Genomic DNA, 19,618 nt, shown 5'->3' with positions numbered 1-19,618 from the left:
ACGGGCGGATGATCCGCCCGCCGCTCGAACCGGATGTCGCCTCAGGCCCAGGGACGGGCTTCGGCGTTCGTCTTCTCGAAGCGGTCGATGGACGGGGCCTTCTCCATGGTCAGGCCGATGTCGTCCAGCCCGTTCAGCAGGCAGTGGCGGCGGAACTCGTCGAGGTCGAAGGTGATGACGCCGCCGTCGGGGCCTCTGATCTCCATCGCCTCGAGGTCGACGGTGATGACGGCGTTGGCGCCGCGCTCGGCGTCGTCCAGCAGCTTCTCGAGGTCCTCGGGGCTGACCTTGATCGGCAGGACGCCGTTCTTGAAGCAGTTGTTGTAGAAGATGTCGGCGAACGAGGTGGAGATGATGCAGCGGATGCCGAAGTCGAGCAGCGCCCAAGGCGCGTGCTCGCGCGAGGAGCCGCAGCCGAAATTGTCACCGGCGACGAGAATCTGCGCCTTGCGGTAAGCCGGCCTGTTGAGCACGAAATCCGGGTTCTCCGAGCCGTCCTCGCGATAGCGCATCTCGGCGAACAGGCCCTTGCCGAGGCCGGTGCGCTTGATCGTCTTGAGATAGTCCTTGGGGATGATCATGTCGGTGTCGACATTGACGATCGGGAAGGGGGCAGCGATGCCTGTCAGCGTGGTGAACTTGTCCATTTCGGTGCCTGCGGTTTGTCGACGCGGGATTGCCTGCAGCCCGCTTTACACGCAAGGGACGGAAATTCAAAGCCGGTTGATTGGAGAAGGCCGGCCGCGCGCGGGTGCGCACGGCCGGGCCGGCGGCTCAGGCGCGGGCGAGCGCCATGACGCCGGTTTCGGTGCCGGTGAGGCGGCGCGAGCGGCCGTCGGCGCCGACGACCATCTCGACCCGGGTGCGCTCGGCGCGAAAGGCGGCCGAGGTCGAGGCGTCGACCGGCGGCGAGAACTTCACCGTCACGCGCCACAGGTCCGGCTTTATCGTCTCGGCGAGGCCGATGACGCGCCCTTTCGCGGGCCTGTCGTTGAAGGTGCCCTCGACCCGGTCGCCGACGGCGAAGGGCGCCGTTCGCGCCTCGCGGCTGCAGGGCGCGGGGGCGTTCGCCTTCGCCGACAGGGTGTTCCAGTCGCGCGCGCCGTGCTGGCGGGCGACGATGTCGAGCGCCTTGCCGTGGCTGACGGCGACGCCCTCGGCGGCGAGCGCGTCGCGCAGGCGCCTCGCATGGACCTTGTAGTCGGGGGCACTATGGCTGGATGACGTCGTGGTCATCGCGTTTCTCCTATCCGGTTCCGGACGGCATCAGGACTGACGGGAACCCGCATTGCCGTTCCGGCCGTCGCAAGACAGGGAAACGAACGTTTCAAGCGGAAGCTTCACCATGGCTTGTCGCCCGCGGGTGGCAGGGGCTTCCGGGCCCGGCCGCTGAGATAGGAGCGGGTGGCCGAGACGTCAAGACCGCGCTCCGGGGGCCTTCATCCCGCCCTCCGGGCCGGTCAGATGACGTTGAGCTCGCGGAACGGCCTGTTCTCCACGATCCGCTCGTAGCCGAAGGCCGAGCAGTCGATGCTGCGCCAGCCGCCGTGGACGATCAGCTCGGCCAGCGCCTTGCCGGCGGCCGGGGCCTGTTGCAGCCCGTGGCCGGAAAAGCCGTTGGCGAAGACGAAGTTGGCGATCTGCGGGTGCGGGCCGATCACCGCGTTCTGGTCGAAGCGGTTGTAGTCGTAGTGGCCGGCCCAGGCGCGGCCGGGCCGGATCGCCTCGAAGGCGGGAATGCGCGCGGCGAGCGCCGGCCAGATCGCCTCCTCGAACAGGTGCCAGTCGGGCTCGAAATCGTCGGGGTCGGCCGGCCCCTCTCCTTCCTCCGTTTCCGCCCCGCCGGTGATGTAGGCCGCGCCCTCGGGACGGACCCAGATGCCGGAGGTGTCGACGGTGAGCGGCATGTCCTCGAAGCGCTCGCGCGCCTCGAAGACGAAGACCGACCGCTTGCGCGGCTCGACCGGCAGGTCGATCCCGGCGAGGGCGGCGACGCGGCCGCCATTCTGCCCGGCGGCGTTGACGACGAGGCCGGCATCGAAGCGCCTTCCGTCGGCGAGCGTCACCGAGGCGACGCGATCTCCCCCCTGCCCGCCTGCCCGCTCGATCGCCGCGACCTCGCCCGTCACCAGCGTGACGCCGCGCTCCTTCAGGCCCCGGCGCATGAGGGAAAGCAGCGCATGGGCGTCGAACCAGCCCTCGCCGGAGCGGCCATAGGCGCCGGCGGCGATGCCCTCGGTCGAGAGCCACGGGAACCGCTTGCGCAGCGCGGCCGCGTCCTCCAGCACGATGTCGGCGCCCTCGGCCGTCTGCATCGCGTGGTTGGCCGCGAGCAGGCCGACGCCGTCCTGCCCGGCGAGGATGAGGTAGCCCTTTTCGCGGAAGCCGATGTCGGCGTCCGGCCCGAACCGGTCCTTCAGTTCGCGGAAGAAGCCGAGCGTGAAGCGCGACAGGCGGATGTTCTCCGGCAGCGAGAACTGCTGGCGGATCGAGGCGGCGGACAGCGTGGTCGAGGCGCGGGCGAAGGTCGGGTCGCGCTCAATCACCGTGATCGAGCCGGCGAAGCCCTCCTCGCGCAGGAAATAGGCGACCGACGCGCCGACGATGGCGCCGCCGATGATGACGATATCCGTGCCGGCCATGACGATTCCTGCCTTGCTGTGTCCGACGGATCAGGAACCAGCTTCGCGGCACGCGCGCAAGGGGGCCGGGGCGGCAACGGTGGGCTTGCGTCGGAAAAACCGTTGCGCCAGAACAGCGGGGTGCGGATCGGCGAACAAAGGACCCTCGCGATGAAGCTCTACCGTTTCCTGACCGGATCCGACGATTCCGGCTTCTGCCACAAGGTGACGGCGGCGCTGAACAAGGGCTGGGCGCTGCACGGCTCGCCGACCTACGCCTTCGACGCAGCGAGCGGGACGATGCGCTGCGGCCAGGCGGTGGTGAAGGAGGTCGAGGGCAAGGACTACGCGCCGGAGATGAAGCTCGGCGAGCAGTAGCCTATCCGCCGGACGGCCCGCTCATTCCGCGTTGGCCTCGATGCGCTCCATGTCGTCGTCGGAGAGGCCGAAATGGTGGCCGATCTCGTGGATCAGCACGTGGGTGATGATGTCGCCCAGCGTCTCCTCGTTCTCGGCCCAGTAGTCGAGGATGGCGCGGCGGTAGAGCGTCACGCGGTTCGGCCCCTCGCCGGTCGACGGGTTCCAGCGCTCGGCGATGCCGCGCCCCTCGAACAGGCCGAGCAGGTCGAACGGCGTCTCCAGCGCCAGATCGTCCATGATCTCGTCGGTCGGGAATTCCGTCACCTGGATGATGATCTCGCCGGTCAGCCGGCGGAACTCCTCGGGCAGGTGCGCGTAGGCTTCGAGCGACATCAGCTCGAACTCCTGCAACGAGGGGGAGAGCTGGTCGCTCCAGTCTCTGGTCTGGTAGATGCGGGCCATGTGTCGTCCTTTGAGGCCGCATATAGACCGTTGCGCTGCCGGTTTCGACCCCCCGTCGCCCCATAGGATGAACCCGCACGGTGAAAGGCGCTCAGGACAGCTCGTCTTCCTCGAGCGGCCGTGCCTCGGACGGCAGCATGATCGGCACGCCGTCGCGCACCGGATAGGCGAGCCGCGCCGCGCGCGAGACGAGCTCGCTTTTCTCCGCGTCCCACGACAGCGGCATCTTGGTCAGCGGGCAGGCCAGCATCTCCAGCATCTTCGGATCGACCGCGCGCCGGAGGTCCTTCGCGTCCTTGCCGCTCATTGCAGGCTCGACGGGAAATCGTCGCCGCTTTCGCGCGCCAGCGCGATCTCGGTCATGGCGATCAGCGTCTCGGCGCGGGTCTTGAGGTCCGGCGCCTCGAGCAGCGCCTGCTTCTCGGCCGGGCCGTAGGGCGCCATCATCGACAGGGCGTTGACCAGCGTCGCGTTCTCGGCGCGGCTGACGCTCTCCCAGTCGGCTTCCAGCTCGTTGGCCTTGAGATAGGCGCGGAAGGCCTGGAGGAGCGCGGCCCTGTCGACCTCATCGGCGCCGGCCTCGGCGTCGAGGTCGGCGAGGAAGGGGGTGATGCGGCACTGGCGGAACGGCGTCTTGACCGCGTCCTCCGCAGCGACGCGGAAGCGGCACACGCCCTGAAGCGAGATCAGGTAGCGGCCGTCGCCCGTCTCGGCGAAGGAGGTGATGCGGCCAAGGCAGCCGACGTCGCACAGCTCCGGCTCGCTGTTCGCCTTCAGCGCGCCGTCGAGGCGCGGCTGGATCATGCCGATCAGCCGGTTGCCGGCAAGCGCGTGGTCGACCATTTCGAGATAGCGCGGCTCGAAGACGTTGAGCGGCAGGCGCCCGCCCGGCAGCAGCAGCGCGGCCGACAGCGGGAACACGGCGACGGCGGCGGGCAGGTCGCCTTCGGTCCGGTATCGCGCGTTTCCAGCCTGCATGTCGCTCTCCCGTCCGGCAGCTCCTCGACCGTTCCACCGCTTCACGGAGACGGTGAAACGGTCCGGCTTTTCAGTTTAACGCAATTCCGGGCGGAAAAGTGCTTCACGCTTTTCCCGGATTGCTCATGAAAACAGCAGCGACGACAGCTTGCGCCGTGCCGACAACGTCGCCTCGTCGGCCATGCCCCACGCCTCGAAGAACTTCAGCAACTGCAGGCGCGCGCCGTCGTCCTGCCAGCTGCGGTCGGCCTTCATGATCGCGAGCAGCGCGTCGGCCGCCTTGTCGCGCTCGCCGAGCGCGTTGTGGATCAGGGCGAGATCGAAGCGGGCCTGATGGTCCTTGGGGTCGGCGGCGAGCCGGCGCTCCAGTTCGGCCGGATCGCCGAGCCCGGCGACCTGCTCGGCCAGCGCAAGGCGCGCCCTGACGCCGGCGAGCTGCGGCGCCTCCTCGCTGCCCTCGGGCGCGCGGGCCAGCACCTCGCGGGCGTTGGCCTCGTCGCCGGCGTCGAGCAGCGTCTCCGCCAGCCCGGCGATGGCGTCGAGATTGTCGGGGGCGTCGCCGAGCACGGCGGCATAGACCTGCGCCGCGCCCTGGAGGTCGCCGGCCATGCGCAATTCGCCCGCCGCGGCCAGCGCCTCGGCAACGGCCTCGGCCGCGCCGCCCGGCCCCGACACTTTGTCGATGAACTCGCGGATCTTGCTTTCGGGGATCGCACCCATGAAGCCGTCGACCGGCTGGCCGTCGACGAAGGCGATGACCGCGGGAATAGACTGGATGCCGAGCTGGCCGGCGATGGAAGGGTGGTCGTCGATGTTCATCTTGACCAGCCTGACGCGGCCGCCCGCCTCGGCGACGGCCTTCTCGAGCGCCGGCGCGAGCTGCTTGCACGGGCCGCACCACGGTGCCCAGAAATCGACCAGAACCGGCTGGTTGCGCGATTCCTGGATCACGTCGGCGGCGAAGCCGGCCGTGGTCGTGTCCTTGACGAAAGACCCGCCGGGCGCGCCGCTGTTCAGGCCGTGCGCCGGGTTGCGGGAGGGGCTATCGGGCGTCGCCGCCGCGCCGCCGCCGTACTGGACCGAGTAGCCGCCGCCGAAAGGGTTGTCCTGCGCGCTCATAAGCCATCTCCTGCTGCGCGGAATGAAGCCGCCGCCGCCTTCATAGCAGAGGCGGGCGGCAGGTCGAGTGGGTGAGCGAGAAATGTGGCTTCAGGCGGCCGGTTTCAAGGGAGGCCGGCTTCGGGAACGGGCTTTCGGGCCGGCGTGCCGGCTCAGCCCGCGACCTGCAGGCTGTGCAGCGTCAGTTCGGCGCCGACCCGGTTGCGGCCGCCGTGCTTGGCCCGGTAGAGCGAGGCGTCGGCGCGGCCCAGCACCTCCTCGAAACCGCCGGCCTCGGGGCCGGCGAGGGCGACGCCGGCGCTGGCGGTGGCGGCGACCCGGCCGCGCGCCGTCTCGACATGGCTTTCGGCGAACAGGGCGCGGATGCGCTCGGCCGTGCTGGTGGCGAGCGGCAGCGACGCCTCGCGCAGCACCAGCACGAACTCCTCGCCGCCGGTGCGGGCGGCGATGTCGCCGGCGCGCAGGTTGAGGCGCAGCGCCTCGGCGAAGCGGCGCAGCACCTCGTCGCCGGTGGCGTGGCCGTAGCGGTCGTTGATCGCCTTGAAGCGGTCGAGGTCGAAGACGACCACGGCATGGCCGGCGGTGAAACCGCCGTTTGCCATCCGTTCGAACAGGGCGCGACGGTTGGCGAGGCCCGTCAGCATGTCGGTCTCGGCGTCCGCGCGGTGCTTGCGCGCGGCGCGGGCGTTGTTGAGGCCGAGCGACAGCGCGCCGATGCCGGTGATGCCGGCGATGCACATGATGGCGTTGAACTTCTCAGCCCAGTTGTCGGGGTGGACGCGCATCACCCAGGTCTGCTCGTGGGCGATGATGGTGCCGCAGGCATAGAAGGAGACGGCTGCGAGCGCATAGAGCGTCGACAGCGCGGCGATGGGGGACGGCGCCTCGGCGCGGGCGTTCCAGTACTGCATGGCGGTGGCCATCAGCAGGCTGCCGGCGAGGAAGTTGTAGATCATCATCCCGAGGCCGTCATAGCCGATGAGAATGGGGACGCCGACGAGCGGCACCGCCATGCCCAGAACCAGCCAGTGCCGGCGCGTCGTGGCGCGCCCGGTGAACTGGCAGGCGGCGATGAAGACGAAGACGAAGCCGAGGATCTCCAGCATGAAGGCGGCGGCGGCGATCTCCAGCCGGTCGGCCGGGAAGGCGTAGTAGGCGACGACGCCGATGCCGAGCAGCACCATGCCGAGTGTCCAGCCGATGAGGAAGGTGTCGGCGCGGTTGTGCAGCCACACGTTCAGCATCGTCAGGCCAAGGGCCCCCGCGCAAACGCCCGCCGCAATGAAGAGGGATGCCTGATCGACCAAACTGTTCCTTGCTCCCCGACCGAGGCCGACGAAACTAGCACAGCGGCCGCGGCCGTGCCGGATTAGCTCGTCGCGTGGTGAAGGAAGTCTTGCCCGGATTCTACAGCGGAACGGCGGTCTCCTGCTTGACGCCCTTGAGGACGAGGCTGGTGCGGACGTTGGCGATGCCGGGCAGGCGGAACAGGAACGCCTCGAGGAAGCGGTTGTAGGCGTCGAGGTCGGCGCACATCACCCGCAGCATGTAGTCGGCCTCGCCGGTGACGGCGAAGCAGTCGAGCACCTCCGGCCGGCGGCCGACCTCGGCGATGAAGGTGTCGACGTGGCGGTGGTCGTGCCGGGTCAGGGTGACATGGGCGACGGCGTGGAAGCTCAGGCCCGCCTTCGCCGCGTCCAGCACCGTCGCGTAGCGGCGGATGACGCCTTCCTCCTCCAGCGCCCTGACGCGCCGCCAGCAGGCCGAGGCCGACATGCCGGCCCGTTCGGCCAGCTCCTGGTTGGTGATGCGGGCATCCTGCTGCAAGGCGCGCAGCAGGGCCCGGTCCTGTTCCGTCAAGTTTTCCATTTTGCAGCGCATCAACGGCAGATCGTTCCACATCATAGATCGAAAAGGCAAATCCTGTCGATCCGGTGGTGAAACGGGGTCATTCTGGCAAGTTCTTCCAGCCGGTCGGGGCTATCCTCGGGGAAGGCACCGCCAAAGGCACCCGGGCAAGGCACCCAGGAGGAACCGATGACCGTTGACGCGCCCATTCACGTAGCCGGCCGCGATCTTTTCCGCTACGGGGCCCGCTACAGGCTGGAGGACCGCTACGCCAGCGGCTCCGGCCGCGTCTTCATGACCGGGACGCAGGCGCTGGTGCGCATCGTCCTCGACCAGGCGCGGCGCGATCGCGCGGCCGGGCTGAACACGAGCGGCTTCGTTTCCGGCTATCGCGGCTCGCCGCTCGGCGGGCTCGACCTCGAACTGTGGCGCAACCGCGCGCTGATCGACGCGGCGGGGATCCGCTTCCTGCCGGCGGTCAACGAGGATCTGGCGGCGACCGCCGTGCTCGGCAGCCAGCAGGTCGAGACCAACCCGGCCGCTGGCGTCGATGGCGTCTTCGCCCTGTGGTACGGCAAGGGGCCGGGCGTCGACCGCGCCGGCGATGCGCTCAAGCACGGCAACGCCTACGGCTCGTCGCCGCATGGCGGCGTCCTCGTCGTGGCCGGCGACGACCATGGCTGCGTCTCCTCCTCGATGCCGCACCAGTCCGACGTCGCCTTCATGGCCTGGTTCATGCCGACGCTGAACCCCGCCTCCATCGCCGAATATCCCGCCTTCGGCGAATGGGGCTACGCGCTGTCGCGCTTCTCGGGCATGTGGGTCGGCTTCAAGGCGATCTCGGAGACTGTGGAATCGGCCGCATCCGTCGAGCTCCGGCCCGACCGGGCGTTCGTGCAGCCGGCCATCGCGCTGCCCGCCGGCGGGCTGCACTATCGCTGGCCCGACCTGCCCGGCCCGCAGATCGAGGAGCGGATGGAGGCGAAGAAGCAGGCGGTGTTCGCCTTCGCCGAGGCCAACCCGATCGACCGCCACGTCTACGAGGTCGGCGACGCGCGCTTCGGCATCGTCACCACCGGCAAGGGCCATCTCGACCTGATGGAGGCGCTGCGGCTGCTCGGCCTCGGCGAGCGCGAATGCCGCGCCCTCGGCATCGACATCTACAAGGTCGGCATGGTGTGGCCGCTCGCCCGCCGCGACGCGCTCGACTTCGTGCGCGGCAAGGACGAGGTGCTGGTGATCGAGGAGAAGCGCGGCATCATCGAGAGCCAGCTCAAGGAGTATTTCTACGACTGGCCCGGCCACAAGCCGCGCGTCATGGTCGGCAAGCGCGACGAGACCGGCGCGCGGCTGATCCCGTGGACGGGCGAATTGTCGCCGCGCCTGCTGGCGCCGCTGGTGGCGAAGCGGCTCGACGGCGTGTTTCCCGGCCACGGCTTCCAGGCGCGCGCGGCGCGGCTCGAGGCCGGGCCTGCCATCTCCATCTCGGTGCCGGGGGCGACGCGCACGCCCTATTTCTGCTCGGGCTGCCCGCACAACATTTCGACCAAGGTGCCGGAAGGGAGCCAGGCGCTGGCCGGCATCGGCTGCCACTTCATGGCGAGCTGGATGGACCGCGACACCACCTCGCTGATCCAGATGGGCGGCGAGGGGGTGAACTGGGCGGCCTCGTCGCTGTTCACCGGCGGCGGCCATGTCTTCCAGAATCTCGGCGAGGGCACCTGGTATCATTCCGGTTCGATGGCGATCCGGCAGGCGGTCGCGGCCGGCGCCAACATCACCTACAAGATCCTCTACAACGACGCGGTCGCCATGACCGGCGGACAGCCGGTGGACGGGCCGGTCAGTGTTTCGGCCATCGCCCACGCCTGCCGCGCCGAGGGCGTCGAGCGCATCGCGCTCGCCAGCGACGCGCCGGAGAAGTTTTCCGCGCCCGATTTTCCCGCCGGCACGACGATCCACCACCGCCGCGAGATGGACGCGCTCCAACGCGAGCTGCGCGAAGTCAGGGGCGTCTCGGTGCTGATCTACGAGCAGGCCTGCGCCACGGAAAAGCGCCGCCGGCGCAAGCGCGGCACGATGGAGGACCCCAAGCGCGTCGTCGTCATCAACGAGCTAGTCTGCGAGGGCTGCGGCGACTGCTCGGTGCAGTCGAACTGCCTGTCGGTCGAGCCGGTCGAGACCGAATTCGGCACCAAAAGGCGCATCAACCAGTCGTCCTGCAACAAGGACTTCTCCTGCATCGGCGGCTTCTGCCCGAGCTTCGTGACGCTGGAAGGCGCGGTGCGGCGCAAGGCGGGGCGTGTCGCGCTCGATCTCGACGCCCTTGCCGCCGGCCTCGCCGCGCCGGTGCTTCCTTCCCTCGGCACGCCTTACGACCTCCTCATCACCGGCGTCGGCGGCACCGGCGTCGTCACGGTCGGCGCGCTGGTGACGATGGCCGCGCATCTCGAAGGCAAGGGCGCGTCGGTGCTCGACTTCACCGGCTTCGCGCAGAAATTCGGCCCGGTCCTGTCCTTCGTGCGGCTGGCGGAGAACCCCGACGCCATCAACCAGGTGCGTATCGACCGCGGCGCGGCCGACGCGCTGATCGGCTGCGACATCGTCGTCTCCTCCTCGCCCAAGGCGTCTTCCTGCTACCGGCCGGGCATGAAGGCCGCGCTCAATCTGGCGAAGATGCCGACCGGCGATATCGTGCGCCGGCGCGACGCCGATCTTGCGGTCGAGCGCCGGTTGGCGGCGATCCGCGAGGCGGTCGGCGGCGACGGGCTGGCGGCGCTCGACGCCAATCGTCTCGCCGAGACGCTGATGGGCGACGCGGTCTTCGCCAACATCATCATGCTCGGCTTTTCCTGGCAGCGCGGCCTCGTCCCGGTCGGCTTCGCCGCCCTCGACCGCGCCATCGAATTGAACGGCGTCGCCGTCGAGGCAAACCGCCGCGCCTTCCTCATCGGCCGCATCGCCGCTGCGATGCCGGAGCGGCTTGCCGGCCTCCTCGCGCCGCCGCGCGCGAAGGACGAGTCGCTCGACGACATCGTCGAGCGCCGGATGGTGTTCCTGACCGACTACCAGGATGCCGCCTATGCAGACCGCTACGCCGCCTTCGTCGACAAGGTGGCGCGGGCGGAAGCGCCGCTCGGCAGCGATGCGCTGGCGCGGACCGTGGCGCGGGCGCTGTTCAGGCTGATGGCCTACAAGGACGAGTACGAGGTGGCGCGGCTGCATATGGAGACCGGGTTCGCCGACAGGCTGAAGGCGGAGTTCGACGGCGATTTCCGCATCGTCCATCATCTGGCGCCGCCTTTCCTCGCCGCCGGGCTCGACGCGCGCGGCCGGCCGCTGAAGCGGGCCTTCGGGCCTTGGATCCGGCTGCCGATGCGGCTTCTGGCGCGGATGAAGCGGTTGCGCGGCACGCCGTTCGACCCGTTCGGGCGCACGGCCGAGCGGCGCATGGAGCGCGCGCTGATCGGCTGGTACGAGGCGGCCGTGGAGCGCGCTCTCGCAAGGCTCGACGCCGAAACGCATGGCGGACTGTGCCGCGTGCTGGCGCGGCCGCTGGACATTCGCGGCTACGGCCCGGTCAAGGAAGAGGCGGCGCGGCGCGTGCGCGCCGAAGTCGAAGCGGAGCTTTCCGGCTGACCAACGGCCGGACTTCTGAAGATGCGGGCGGCGGATCGACTTCCCACATCCGATTCGGCATCGAAACGATACATGCGAAATCTGATGCGGCCGGATTAACTTTTCCGATCGGCGGACTTCCTTATTAGCGGGTTGTTAATCGAAGCAAGGGAAGAGTGCGGTGCGCCTTCCCGTATCGGTCTTACCGATTCGGGCATGCGGCGCCCGGGTGGACGGCCCGGATCAGCATGGGGCTTGGGGGTCAACAGTGTCGTTCAACAATCTCAGCATCTCGCGCAAGCTCGCGCTTGCCTTCGCCGCCGTTGTGGCCACCATCGTCGCGATGAGCGCGGTGATCTTCTGGAACATCGCCCAGCTCGAGAAGGCGACGCAGGCGGAAGCTGACGCCAATCTGGCGGTCGACATCATCACCCGCGCCGAATTCCGCCTCGCGCGGCAGGAGAACAGCTATCGCGGCTTCCTCCTGACCAATGACCCCTACTATATCGAGCGGCTGGACAGCCACCGCGCCACCTTCAACCGCCATATCGAGGAGCTGCGCGCCTCCAAGGCCGGCCGCGGCGACGAAGCCGAGATCGGCGCCGGCATCGCCGACGTGACCGCGAAGATGGACGCCTGGCAGCGCGAGATCGTCGATGAAGGGCGCAAGCTCGCCGCCGATCCGATCTTCCGCTTCAAGGCGGTCGCGATGGTCGGTCAGAACGGCAAGGCCGACGGGCTGATGGAGCCGATCGAGGACGCCCTTTCCGCCCTTGCCGAGGGCGAGCGCGCGGCCGCGGCCGCCGCCATCGAGCAGCGCCATTCGGTGACGGCGCTGACCGAGTTGGTGCTCTATGTCGGCGTCGGCCTCGCGGTCCTCATCTCCGCCGTGCTCGGCTGGCTGCTGTCGCGGATGATCGCGACGCCCGTCAACGCGCTGACCGGCGTGATGGGGCGCCTCGCCTCGGGCGACAACTCGGTCGAGGTTCCCGCCGTTTCGCGCGGCGACGAGATCGGCGAGATGGCGCGCGCCGTCCTCGTGTTCAAGGAAGCGGCGATCGAGAAGATCCGGCTGGAAGTAGAGACCAACGAGACGCGGGCGGCGGCCGAGAGCGCGCGCGCCCGCAACGAGGCTGACAAGGCGCGCGACGCGGCCGAGGACCATGCCGTCGTCACGGCGCTGGCCAACGGCCTGTCGGCGCTGGCAGCGGGCGACCTGACCTATCGCATCGCCGAGCCGTTCTCGTCCAAGGCGCAGAAGCTCAAGGACGACTTCAACAGCACCGCGGCGCAGCTCCAGGACACGATGGCGACGATCGCCGAGGCGATCGGCGGCATGCGCAACGGCACCGGCGAGATCAGCCAGGCGGCGGACGACCTGTCGCGGCGCACCGAGCAGCAGGCGGCGAGCCTCGAGGAGACGGCGGCCGCGCTCGACGAGATCACCGCGACGGTGAAGAAGACGGCCGAGGGCGCGCATCAGGCGTCCGAGGTGACGGGAGCCGCGCGCGTCGGGGCCGAGAAGTCGGGCGAGGTGGTGCGCCAGGCGGTGAAGGCGATGGCGCAGATCGAGAAGTCGTCGCAGCAGATCGGCCAGATCATCGGCGTCATCGACGAGATCGCCTTCCAGACCAATCTTCTGGCGCTCAACGCCGGCGTCGAGGCCGCGCGCGCCGGCGAGGCGGGCAAAGGCTTCGCCGTCGTCGCCCAGGAGGTGCGGGCACTCGCCCAGCGCTCGGCCGAGGCGGCCAAGGAGATCAAGCAGCTGATCTCGACCTCGACCCAGCAGGTCGAACAGGGCGTCGACCTCGTCGGCCAGACCGGCGAGGCGCTGGAGAAGATCGTCGTCCAGGTCGGCGAGATCACCGGGCTGGTGAGCGAGATCGCGGCCTCCGCGCGCGAGCAGTCCACCGGCCTCGCCGAGGTCAACTCCGCCGTCAACCAGATGGACCAGGTGACGCAGCAGAACGCGGCGATGGTCGAGCAGTCGACGGCGGCGAGCCACAACCTCGCCCAGGAGGCGGAGGAGCTGGCGCAGCTCGTGGCGAAGTTCCGCCTCGGGATGCAGCCCGACGCCGTGCAGCCGGCGCTGCGCCGCCCGTCCGCTTCCGCCGCGCCGGTGCGCCCCGCTGCTCCGGCCCTGAAGAGCGTTTCTTCCGGCTCCGGGCAGGCGGCCGCGCTTCTGGCCGCCCAGCCCGCCGACGAGGGCTGGGAGGAGTTCTGAGCCTCCGCGAAAACCGCCGCTCCGGCCATGCCGGGCGGCGGGGCGAATCCGGCGCGAGGGGGCTTTCGCCGGGTTCTTTCTAAACCCGAAATTAACCGCGCCCAGCCCAGTGTGGGGCGCGGAAATTGGCGGGATCGCAGGCGGCTGCCGCGACCCGCGAGGCTTTGGGGAACGGGCTGGGGAAACGGGACATGAGCGAGGAGCATAACAGGCGGGCTTCGGATCGCAGGCGCGAGCTGATCGCCTTCATGATCGGGCAGCAGGAATTCTGCGTCGACATCATGGCCGTGCGCGAAATCCGCGGCTGGACGCCGGCGACGCCGCTGCCCCACGCCCAGAAATTCATGCGCGGCGTCATCAATCTGCGCGGCTCGGTGCTGCCGATCATCGACCTGTCGGCGCGGCTCGGCTTCGGGCTGACGACGCCGGAAGCGCGCCACGTCATCATCGTCGTGCGTACCGGCGCGCAGGAGGTCGGGCTCTTGGTCGACGCGGTCTGCGACATCCTCTCCGTCACCGACGACATGGTGCAGCCGACGCCGAACGTGGCGAGCGACGCGGTGCGCTCCTTCGTGCGCGGCATCCTCGCCGTCGAAGGCCGGATGATCGGCATGATCGGCCTCGAACGCATCCTGCCCGAGCAGGAAGCGGAGGCGGCATGACGACTGCGGCCCGCTCCAGAGACGGGCGCGGACAGCCGCTCGTCGATGGAGAGTTTCTCTTCACCACCGAGGATTTCACGTCGATCGCGCGCATGCTCTACGAGGATGCGGGTATCGCGCTGACCGAGAGCAAGGCCTCGCTGGTCTATTCGCGGCTGGCCAAGCGGCTGCGCGTCCTCGGCATCGAGAGCTTCCAGGACTATTGCCGGCTGGTGGCGGGCGCCGAGGGGCTCGGCGAGCGGCAGAACATGCTGGCGGCGCTGACCACCAACGTCACCCGCTTCTTCCGCGAGCCGCACCATTTCGAGCACCTGAAGACGAAGGTGCTGCCCGAGCTCGTGGCGCGGGCGCGGGCGCGCGGCCGGGTGCGCATCTGGTCGGCCGGCTGCTCGACGGGCCAGGAGCCCTATTCGATCGCCCTGACGATGCTGGAGATGCTGCCCGAGGCGGCGAGCCTCGACGTGCGCATCCTCGCCAGCGACATCGACCCCAACGTGGTGGCCACGGGCCGCGCCGCCGTCTACTCCAACGAGGCGGTGCAGCCGGTGCCGGCCGCCCTGCGCGACCGCTGGATGGTGCGGGTGCGCGATGGCGGTCGCGAGGCGTGGGGCGCGGGCGAAGACATGCGCAGGCTGGTCGCCTTCCGCGAGCTGAACCTGATGGGCAACTGGCCGATGAAGGGCCGGTTCGACGCCATCTTCTGCCGCAACGTCGTCATCTATTTCGACGAGCCGACGCAGGCGCGCATCTGGTCGCGCTTCGCGCCGCTGCTCAATCCGGGCGGGCGGCTCTATGTCGGCCATTCCGAGCGCGTGACCGACATGGACAGGTTCGAGACCGACGGGCTCACCACCTACCGCCTGAAGGGCGCGCGATGAGCACGGTCAAGGTGCTGGTCGTCGACGACAGCGCGACCATGCGCGGGCTGATCACCGCCGTGCTGCGCCGCGACCCGGAGATTACGGTCGTCGGCCAGGCCGGCGACCCGCTGGAGGCGCGCGACGCCATCAAGCGGCTCAACCCCGACGTGGTGACGCTCGACGTCGAGATGCCGAACATGAACGGGCTGGCCTTCCTCGAGAAGATCATGCGCCTTCGGCCGATGCCGGTGGTGATGGTCTCGACGCTGACGCATGTCGGCGCCGAGGTCAGCCTCGCCGCGCTGGAGCTCGGCGCGGTCGACTGCGTCGGCAAGCCGGGCGCCGGCCTGCCGGCCGAGCAGGCCTTCGCCGAGCTCGCGGCGCGGGTCAAGGCCGCCGGCCGGGCGCGGGTGCGGCCCGGCTCCGACCGCGCGCCCGCCCATGCCGCGGCCGGCGATTTCCGGCCCGACGGACGCATCGTCGCCATCGGCTCCTCGACCGGCGGCGTCGAGGCGCTGCTGACGGTCTTGTCGGCCTTTCCCGCCAACTGCCCGCCGACCGTCATCACCCAGCACATGCCGGGCACCTTCACCCGCAGCTTCGCCGAGCGGCTGAACCGGACCTGCGCCGCGCAGGTCGGCGAAGCCTATGAGGGCGCGCCGCTGGAGCCGGGGCAGGTGTGGCTGGCGCCGGGCGGCGAAGCGCATCTCCAGGTCGTCGGCCATGCGCAGAAGCGCTGCCGGCTGGTCGCGGAGCCGCCGGTCAACGGCCACCGCCCCTCGGTCGACGTGCTGTTCGAATCGGTGGCGAAATGCGCCGGCAACGCCGCGGTCGGCGTCATCCTCACCGGCATGGGCCGCGACGGGGCGCAAGGGCTCTTGTCGATGCGCAAGGCTGGGGCTTCGACCATCGGCCAGAACGAGGCGACCTCGGTGGTCTACGGCATGCCCAAGGTCGCGCACGAGATCGGCGCGGTCGAGCGGCAGCTGCCGCTGGAGCGCATCGGCGCGGAGATCGTCAACCGCTGCAACCTCGCGCGCGAGGCCGTGTGATGCGGGTGCATGTCGTTCAGGGCGAGCACTTCATCACCGACAATCCCGACGCGGTCCTGACCACCCTCCTCGGCAGTTGCGTCGCCGCCTGCATCCGCGATCCGGTCGCCGGCGTCGGCGGCATGAACCATTTCCTCCTGCCCGGCGGCCATTCGCCGGGCGTGGACCGCGCGGCGCAGCGCTACGGCGTCCATGCGATGGAGCTCCTGGTCAACGCGCTGCTGTCGAGCGGGGCGCGGCGCGAGCGGCTGGAAGCCAAGCTGTTCGGCGGCGCGCGGCTGATCGACGGCCTGACCGACATCGGCAGCCAGAACGCCGACTTCGCGCTGCGCTTCCTCGCGGCGGAGGGCATCGCCCATGTCGGCGGCAGCCTGCGCGGCGAGCATGGCCGCAAGATCCAGTTCTGGCCGGTCTCGGGCCGGGCGCGCCAATCGCTGATGGAGCGCGAGAGCGCGCAGGTCTTCGACGTGGAGAAGCGCATCCGTCCCGCCGCGCCGCCGGCCGAGGCCGGGGCGGTCGAGCTGTTCTGAATTTTCGAAACGGCTCCGAAACGATCCCTGTTATCCAGAACTCAGAGCGTGGCGTCGTCGATCAGCGGCGTCGGCTTGGCCAGCCGCTCGAGCGCGGCCATGTCGGTGAGCCGGATGCGCGCGCCGTCGACCTCGACGCCGTAGGGCTTCAGCGTGGCGAAGGCGCGCGACAGGTTCTCCGGCGTCATGCCGAGCAGCGAGGCCAGCGTGCGCTTGTCGCAGGGCAGCTCGATCGAGCCGCCGCCGTTCTGCTCGCCGTCGAAGGCGAGCAGGCTGTTGGCGAGCCGCTCGACCGCCGTGCGCAGCTTCAGATCCTTCTGCTGCTTGACGAGCTCGCGATAGCATCCCGCCAGCTCGTCGAGAACGGCGCGGGCGAAGGCGCCGTCCTCGCTGCACGCCTCCCTGACGTCCCCGGCGGGGATCAGCAGCAGCCGGGAGCGCTGGCTCGTGCGCCCGCTCTTGAGGTACACCCCGTCCTTCAGCACCGCGGCGAGGATGAAGGCGCGGCGCGGACGCACCATCTCCAGCACCGTCTCGCGGCCGTTCCAGCGCGCATAGAGCTCGACGCGGCCCTCGACGACGACATGGAGGAAGTCCGCCGGCTCGCCTTCGCGGATCAGCCCGGTCTGGGCGGGAAGCACCTCGACGCGGGCCGCGCGCATGAGCCGGCCGAAACTCGCTTCAGCCATGGTCGCGAAGAGCGGCAGCGCCCTTGCCTGCGGCAGATCGGTCGATTCCATGCGTCCCCTGCCGATGCCTGTCGAGACGTTCCTTGTTTCCCGTTTCGGGCGCGGCTCCCTTGATCCATATCAAGCAGGGATGCGGCGGCCGTTCGGGCGGGACGATGTTTCGCAGGTGAAAAGCCGGCCGCGAACGCCTATCGTGCCGAGACCAGAATGAGGATACCGGCATGACATCTCCCTTCCCGCTTCTCGCCGCCGTCCGCTACCGCCGCGACGACGCGATCGACCCTCTGCTGGAAGCGGTGGCCCGCGATCTTCAGGCGCGGGGTGCGCGCGTCGCCGGCTATGTCCAGCGCGAGACGGCGGCCGACGAGGATTGCTGCGCCACCACCTGGCTGGAAGACATCGTCACGGGCGAGCGTCACGTCATCTCGCAGGCGCTCGGCAGTGGCGCGAAGGGCTGCCGGCTCGACCCGCAGGCGCTGGCCGGGCTGTGCGGGCTGCTCGAGGCCGCGCTGGCGCACGGGGCCGACATCCTGATCCTCAACCGCTTCGGCAAGGGCGAGGCCGAGGGACACGGCCTGCGCGCCGCCATCGGCCAGGCGATGCTCGACGGCGTGCCGGTGCTGACCGCCGTGCACGACACATGGCTGCCGGCATGGGAGGCGTTCGCCGGCGAGCTCGGCACGACGCTTTCCCCGGCGCGGGGGGAGATCGACGCATGGACCGGCGCGGCGCTTGCCGACCCGGTTCCGGCCGCCCTGAGAGAGACGGTCTGATGGACGACGCCTGCGACGCGCCGGCGAAGGACGGGACGCTGCTCGTCTTCGACGAGGCGGTGACGCGGGCGTTGCGGCTTGCCCGGCCGGTGGACGGGACCGAGACGCTGGCGCTCGGCGACGCGGTCGGCCGGGTGCTGGCCGGCCCGGTCTTCACCCCGGTTCCGCTGCCGCCCTTCGACAATTCGGCGATGGACGGCTATGCCGTGCGCCGCGCCGACCTCATCGGCGAGGGGCCGTGGCGGCTGTCGCTGGCACAGCGCATCGCCGCCGGCGACGCCTCCGGCGGGGCGCTGCCTCAAGGGAGCGCGGCGCGCATCCTCACCGGCGCGCCAGTGCCGGACGGGGCCGACGCCGTCGTCATGCAGGAGGAGACGGCCGCCGAGGGGGCTTGCGTCGTCATAAGGCGGCGGCCGCGCCCCGGCGAGAACATCCGCCGCGCCGGCGAGGACCTTGCGCAGGGCAGCGCCATCCTCGACGGCGGCGTGACGATCGGGGCGCGCGAGGCCGGGGCGCTGGCGGCCGTCGGCGCGGCGAGCGTCGCGGTGCGCCGCCGGCTGCGTATCGCCTTCTTCTCTACGGGGTCGGAACTGCGCCAGCCCGGCGAAGCGCTCGGTCCCGGCCAGATATGGAACTCCAACCGCTTCCAGCTCGGCGCGGCGCTGGCGCTGCCGTGGATCGAGCCGATCGACCTCGGCGCGGTGCCTGACGAGCCGGAGGCGCTTCGCGCCGCGCTCGAACGCGCCGCCGCGATTGCCGACCTCGTCGTCACGACCGGCGGCGTCTCGGTCGGCGAGGAGGACCACATGCCGCGCCTTCTCGCCGAGGCGGGCGGCGAGGCGCATGTGATGAAGGTGGCGATGAAGCCGGGCAAGCCGCTGACCGTCGGCCGGCTGGGCGGGGCGGTCTATTTCGGGCTGCCGGGCAATCCGGTCTCGGCCTTCGTGACGTGGCGGCTGATCGGCGCGCGCGTTGCCGCGGCCTGCGGGGGCATTACCCGGCACGAGCCGCTCGTCACCATGGCGCGGGCGGCGGCGGGCGAGACGCGCCGGCCCGGCCGCATCGAGTTCCGGCCGGCGCGGCTCGCCCGCGGCGTTTCCCTGACCGCGCCGGCGGGCGGAGAGCCGCGGATCGACCTCCTGAAGCCGTCCTTCTCCGGCCGGGTGGCGCTGCTCTGCGCCGCCGACGGGCTCGCGGTCATCCCGGCCGAGGCCGAGCGGATCGCCGAGGGCGATCTTCTACGCTTCCTGCCATTCTGAGCGACGGGGCGACACGACGCCGCCTTGTCTTGGCGGGCGAAGCGGGCATGCTGGGGCTGGCACCGAGACAGGAGGAGCCGGCATGACGGGAAGGATGGCGATTGCGGTGGCGAGCTTGCTGGTTGCCGGCGCGGGCCATGCGGCCGAGCATGAAATCCGCATGCTCGGCGAAGGGCCGGAGGCGCGGATGGCGTTCGAGCCCGCCTTCGTCCATGCCGCGCCGGGCGACACGATCCGCTTCGTCCCCGTCGACGGCTACCACAATGCCCAGACAATCGGGGCCGAAACGATCCGGGCGATGGTCCCGGCGGGCGCCGAACCCTTCAAGGGCGGGATCGGCGAGGACTTTACGGTGACGCTGACCGAGGAAGGCGTCTATCCGCTGATGTGCAAGTCGCACTACGCGGTCGGCATGGTGGCGCTGGTCGTCGTCGGCGAGATGCCGGAGCGCGCGGCGCTGGAGCGGGCGGTCGCCGGGCCGCATCCGCAGAAGGCGAGGGCGGCGTTCGCCGGGATCCTCGCCTCCATTCCGCAGGAATAGGGCATTCCGCAAAGCCAAGGGC

Annotated in this window: 20 protein-coding genes; 10 read left to right on the top strand and 10 right to left on the bottom strand. The window is 70.1% G+C overall.

The features are described 5' to 3' along the window. Window positions 1-41 precede the first annotated feature (41 nt). The 3 genes from leuD to M9945_RS01015 all read right to left on the bottom strand — a co-directional run bounded on the left by leuD (window position 42) and on the right by M9945_RS01015 (window position 2,642). Window positions 42-647, bottom strand: a complete 606-nt coding sequence (gene leuD / locus M9945_RS01025; protein ID WP_367930800.1) for a 3-isopropylmalate dehydratase small subunit — start codon at window positions 645-647, stop codon at window positions 42-44. Between the two features lie 127 nt (window positions 648-774). Continuing rightward, a complete protein-coding gene (locus M9945_RS01020) occupies window positions 775-1,236 on the bottom strand; it encodes a glyoxalase superfamily protein (RefSeq protein ID WP_367943063.1) in 462 nt (153 codons plus the stop codon). Between the two features lie 224 nt (window positions 1,237-1,460). Then, window positions 1,461-2,642: an NAD(P)/FAD-dependent oxidoreductase gene (locus M9945_RS01015; protein WP_367943062.1), complete on the bottom strand. Its 1,182-nt coding sequence runs from the start codon at window positions 2,640-2,642 to the stop codon at window positions 1,461-1,463. Window positions 2,643-2,792: 150 nt separating this feature from the next. Between M9945_RS01015 and M9945_RS01010 the strand changes: the two genes are divergently transcribed. Further along, a complete protein-coding gene (locus M9945_RS01010) occupies window positions 2,793-2,999 on the top strand; it encodes a DUF1737 domain-containing protein (RefSeq protein ID WP_367943061.1) in 207 nt (68 codons plus the stop codon). 21 nt (window positions 3,000-3,020) lie between these two features. Here the strand turns inward: M9945_RS01010 and M9945_RS01005 are convergent, their stop codons facing one another. From M9945_RS01005 to M9945_RS00980, 6 genes are all read right to left on the bottom strand, one after another. Beyond that, window positions 3,021-3,443: a metallopeptidase family protein gene (locus tag M9945_RS01005; protein WP_367930803.1), complete on the bottom strand. Its 423-nt coding sequence runs from the start codon at window positions 3,441-3,443 to the stop codon at window positions 3,021-3,023. A gap of 91 nt (window positions 3,444-3,534) precedes the next feature. Continuing rightward, window positions 3,535-3,750, bottom strand: a complete 216-nt coding sequence (locus M9945_RS01000) for a Trm112 family protein (protein ID WP_367930804.1) — start codon at window positions 3,748-3,750, stop codon at window positions 3,535-3,537. Continuing rightward, window positions 3,747-4,421 (bottom strand): LON peptidase substrate-binding domain-containing protein, encoded by a 675-nt coding sequence (locus M9945_RS00995; RefSeq protein WP_367930805.1) that lies wholly within the window; start codon window positions 4,419-4,421, stop codon window positions 3,747-3,749. The genes M9945_RS01000 and M9945_RS00995 overlap by 4 nt, the downstream gene beginning before the upstream one ends. Window positions 4,422-4,544: 123 nt before the next feature. After that, entirely contained in the window at window positions 4,545-5,540 is a 996-nt protein-coding gene (gene trxA, locus M9945_RS00990; RefSeq protein ID WP_367943060.1) for a thioredoxin, read from the bottom strand. A gap of 152 nt (window positions 5,541-5,692) precedes the next feature. Then, window positions 5,693-6,784, bottom strand: a complete 1,092-nt coding sequence (locus tag M9945_RS00985) for a diguanylate cyclase (protein ID WP_367943059.1) — start codon at window positions 6,782-6,784, stop codon at window positions 5,693-5,695. Window positions 6,785-6,947: 163 nt separating this feature from the next. Next, complete coding sequence (locus M9945_RS00980) at window positions 6,948-7,409, bottom strand: Lrp/AsnC family transcriptional regulator (RefSeq protein ID WP_367943058.1); 462 nt, start codon at window positions 7,407-7,409, stop codon at window positions 6,948-6,950. A 168-nt stretch (window positions 7,410-7,577) separates the two neighbouring features. Here M9945_RS00980 and M9945_RS00975 point away from each other — a divergent pair, with 168 nt between their 5' ends. The 6 genes from M9945_RS00975 to M9945_RS00950 all read left to right on the top strand — a co-directional run bounded on the left by M9945_RS00975 (window position 7,578) and on the right by M9945_RS00950 (window position 16,334). Then, window positions 7,578-11,027, top strand: coding sequence for an indolepyruvate ferredoxin oxidoreductase family protein (locus M9945_RS00975; protein WP_367943057.1), 3,450 nt, complete (start codon window positions 7,578-7,580; stop codon window positions 11,025-11,027). 247 nt (window positions 11,028-11,274) lie between these two features. Next, window positions 11,275-13,230, top strand: coding sequence for a methyl-accepting chemotaxis protein (locus tag M9945_RS00970; protein WP_367943056.1), 1,956 nt, complete (start codon window positions 11,275-11,277; stop codon window positions 13,228-13,230). Between the two features lie 191 nt (window positions 13,231-13,421). After that, complete coding sequence (locus tag M9945_RS00965; RefSeq protein ID WP_367943055.1) at window positions 13,422-13,892, top strand: chemotaxis protein CheW; 471 nt, start codon at window positions 13,422-13,424, stop codon at window positions 13,890-13,892. Beyond that, a complete protein-coding gene (locus tag M9945_RS00960) occupies window positions 13,889-14,770 on the top strand; it encodes a protein-glutamate O-methyltransferase (RefSeq protein WP_367943054.1) in 882 nt (293 codons plus the stop codon). The genes M9945_RS00965 and M9945_RS00960 overlap by 4 nt, the downstream gene beginning before the upstream one ends. Then, on the top strand, window positions 14,767-15,804 hold the full coding sequence (locus M9945_RS00955) for a chemotaxis response regulator protein-glutamate methylesterase (protein WP_367943053.1): 1,038 nt from the start codon (window positions 14,767-14,769) through the stop codon (window positions 15,802-15,804). Before M9945_RS00960 ends, M9945_RS00955 begins: the two co-directional genes overlap by 4 nt. Continuing rightward, window positions 15,804-16,334 (top strand): chemotaxis protein CheD, encoded by a 531-nt coding sequence (locus tag M9945_RS00950; protein ID WP_367930814.1) that lies wholly within the window; start codon window positions 15,804-15,806, stop codon window positions 16,332-16,334. Before M9945_RS00955 ends, M9945_RS00950 begins: the two co-directional genes overlap by 1 nt. Window positions 16,335-16,375: 41 nt before the next feature. Here M9945_RS00950 and M9945_RS00945 read toward each other — a convergent pair whose 3' ends face one another. Continuing rightward, window positions 16,376-17,074 (bottom strand): helix-turn-helix domain-containing protein, encoded by a 699-nt coding sequence (locus M9945_RS00945; RefSeq protein ID WP_367943052.1) that lies wholly within the window; start codon window positions 17,072-17,074, stop codon window positions 16,376-16,378. A 170-nt stretch (window positions 17,075-17,244) separates the two neighbouring features. On the opposite strand from M9945_RS00945, the gene M9945_RS00940 reads away from it, so the two are divergent. From M9945_RS00940 to M9945_RS00930, 3 genes are all read left to right on the top strand, one after another. Then, window positions 17,245-17,796 carry a DUF2478 domain-containing protein gene (locus M9945_RS00940; RefSeq protein ID WP_367943051.1) on the top strand — a complete coding sequence of 184 codons (552 nt, stop codon included), beginning with the start codon at window positions 17,245-17,247 and terminating at the stop codon, window positions 17,794-17,796. Beyond that, a complete protein-coding gene (glp, locus tag M9945_RS00935; RefSeq protein ID WP_367943050.1) occupies window positions 17,796-19,055 on the top strand; it encodes a gephyrin-like molybdotransferase Glp in 1,260 nt (419 codons plus the stop codon). Before M9945_RS00940 ends, glp begins: the two co-directional genes overlap by 1 nt. An 82-nt stretch (window positions 19,056-19,137) precedes the next feature. Then, entirely contained in the window at window positions 19,138-19,596 is a 459-nt protein-coding gene (locus M9945_RS00930; protein WP_367943049.1) for a pseudoazurin, read from the top strand. The last annotated feature ends 22 nt before the right edge of the window (window positions 19,597-19,618 follow it).

The sequence above is a fragment of the Aquamicrobium sp. genome, assembly GCF_023954335.1.
In the GTDB taxonomy this organism is placed as follows: domain Bacteria; phylum Pseudomonadota; class Alphaproteobacteria; order Rhizobiales; family Rhizobiaceae; genus Aerobium.
This window is presented reverse-complemented; position numbering and strand designations above follow the sequence as displayed.

What these genes read in the sequence shown, in the direction of transcription:
- leuD (WP_367930800.1), bottom strand. Translation starts at nt 647, where the DNA reads ATGGACAAGTTCACCACGCTGACAGGCATCGCTGCCCCCTTCCCGATC.
- M9945_RS01020 (WP_367943063.1), bottom strand. Translation starts at nt 1,236, where the DNA reads ATGACCACGACGTCATCCAGCCATAGTGCCCCCGACTACAAGGTCCAT.
- M9945_RS01015 (WP_367943062.1), bottom strand. Translation starts at nt 2,642, where the DNA reads ATGGCCGGCACGGATATCGTCATCATCGGCGGCGCCATCGTCGGCGCG.
- M9945_RS01010 (WP_367943061.1), top strand. Translation starts at nt 2,793, where the DNA reads ATGAAGCTCTACCGTTTCCTGACCGGATCCGACGATTCCGGCTTCTGC.
- M9945_RS01005 (WP_367930803.1), bottom strand. Translation starts at nt 3,443, where the DNA reads ATGGCCCGCATCTACCAGACCAGAGACTGGAGCGACCAGCTCTCCCCC.
- M9945_RS01000 (WP_367930804.1), bottom strand. Translation starts at nt 3,750, where the DNA reads ATGAGCGGCAAGGACGCGAAGGACCTCCGGCGCGCGGTCGATCCGAAG.
- M9945_RS00995 (WP_367930805.1), bottom strand. Translation starts at nt 4,421, where the DNA reads ATGCAGGCTGGAAACGCGCGATACCGGACCGAAGGCGACCTGCCCGCC.
- trxA (WP_367943060.1), bottom strand. Translation starts at nt 5,540, where the DNA reads ATGAGCGCGCAGGACAACCCTTTCGGCGGCGGCTACTCGGTCCAGTAC.
- M9945_RS00985 (WP_367943059.1), bottom strand. Translation starts at nt 6,784, where the DNA reads ATGCTGAACGTGTGGCTGCACAACCGCGCCGACACCTTCCTCATCGGC.
- M9945_RS00980 (WP_367943058.1), bottom strand. Translation starts at nt 7,409, where the DNA reads ATGGAAAACTTGACGGAACAGGACCGGGCCCTGCTGCGCGCCTTGCAG.
- M9945_RS00975 (WP_367943057.1), top strand. Translation starts at nt 7,578, where the DNA reads ATGACCGTTGACGCGCCCATTCACGTAGCCGGCCGCGATCTTTTCCGC.
- M9945_RS00965 (WP_367943055.1), top strand. Translation starts at nt 13,422, where the DNA reads ATGAGCGAGGAGCATAACAGGCGGGCTTCGGATCGCAGGCGCGAGCTG.
- M9945_RS00960 (WP_367943054.1), top strand. Translation starts at nt 13,889, where the DNA reads ATGACGACTGCGGCCCGCTCCAGAGACGGGCGCGGACAGCCGCTCGTC.
- M9945_RS00955 (WP_367943053.1), top strand. Translation starts at nt 14,767, where the DNA reads ATGAGCACGGTCAAGGTGCTGGTCGTCGACGACAGCGCGACCATGCGC.
- M9945_RS00950 (WP_367930814.1), top strand. Translation starts at nt 15,804, where the DNA reads ATGCGGGTGCATGTCGTTCAGGGCGAGCACTTCATCACCGACAATCCC.
- M9945_RS00945 (WP_367943052.1), bottom strand. Translation starts at nt 17,074, where the DNA reads ATGGAATCGACCGATCTGCCGCAGGCAAGGGCGCTGCCGCTCTTCGCG.
- M9945_RS00940 (WP_367943051.1), top strand. Translation starts at nt 17,245, where the DNA reads ATGACATCTCCCTTCCCGCTTCTCGCCGCCGTCCGCTACCGCCGCGAC.
- glp (WP_367943050.1), top strand. Translation starts at nt 17,796, where the DNA reads ATGGACGACGCCTGCGACGCGCCGGCGAAGGACGGGACGCTGCTCGTC.
- M9945_RS00930 (WP_367943049.1), top strand. Translation starts at nt 19,138, where the DNA reads ATGACGGGAAGGATGGCGATTGCGGTGGCGAGCTTGCTGGTTGCCGGC.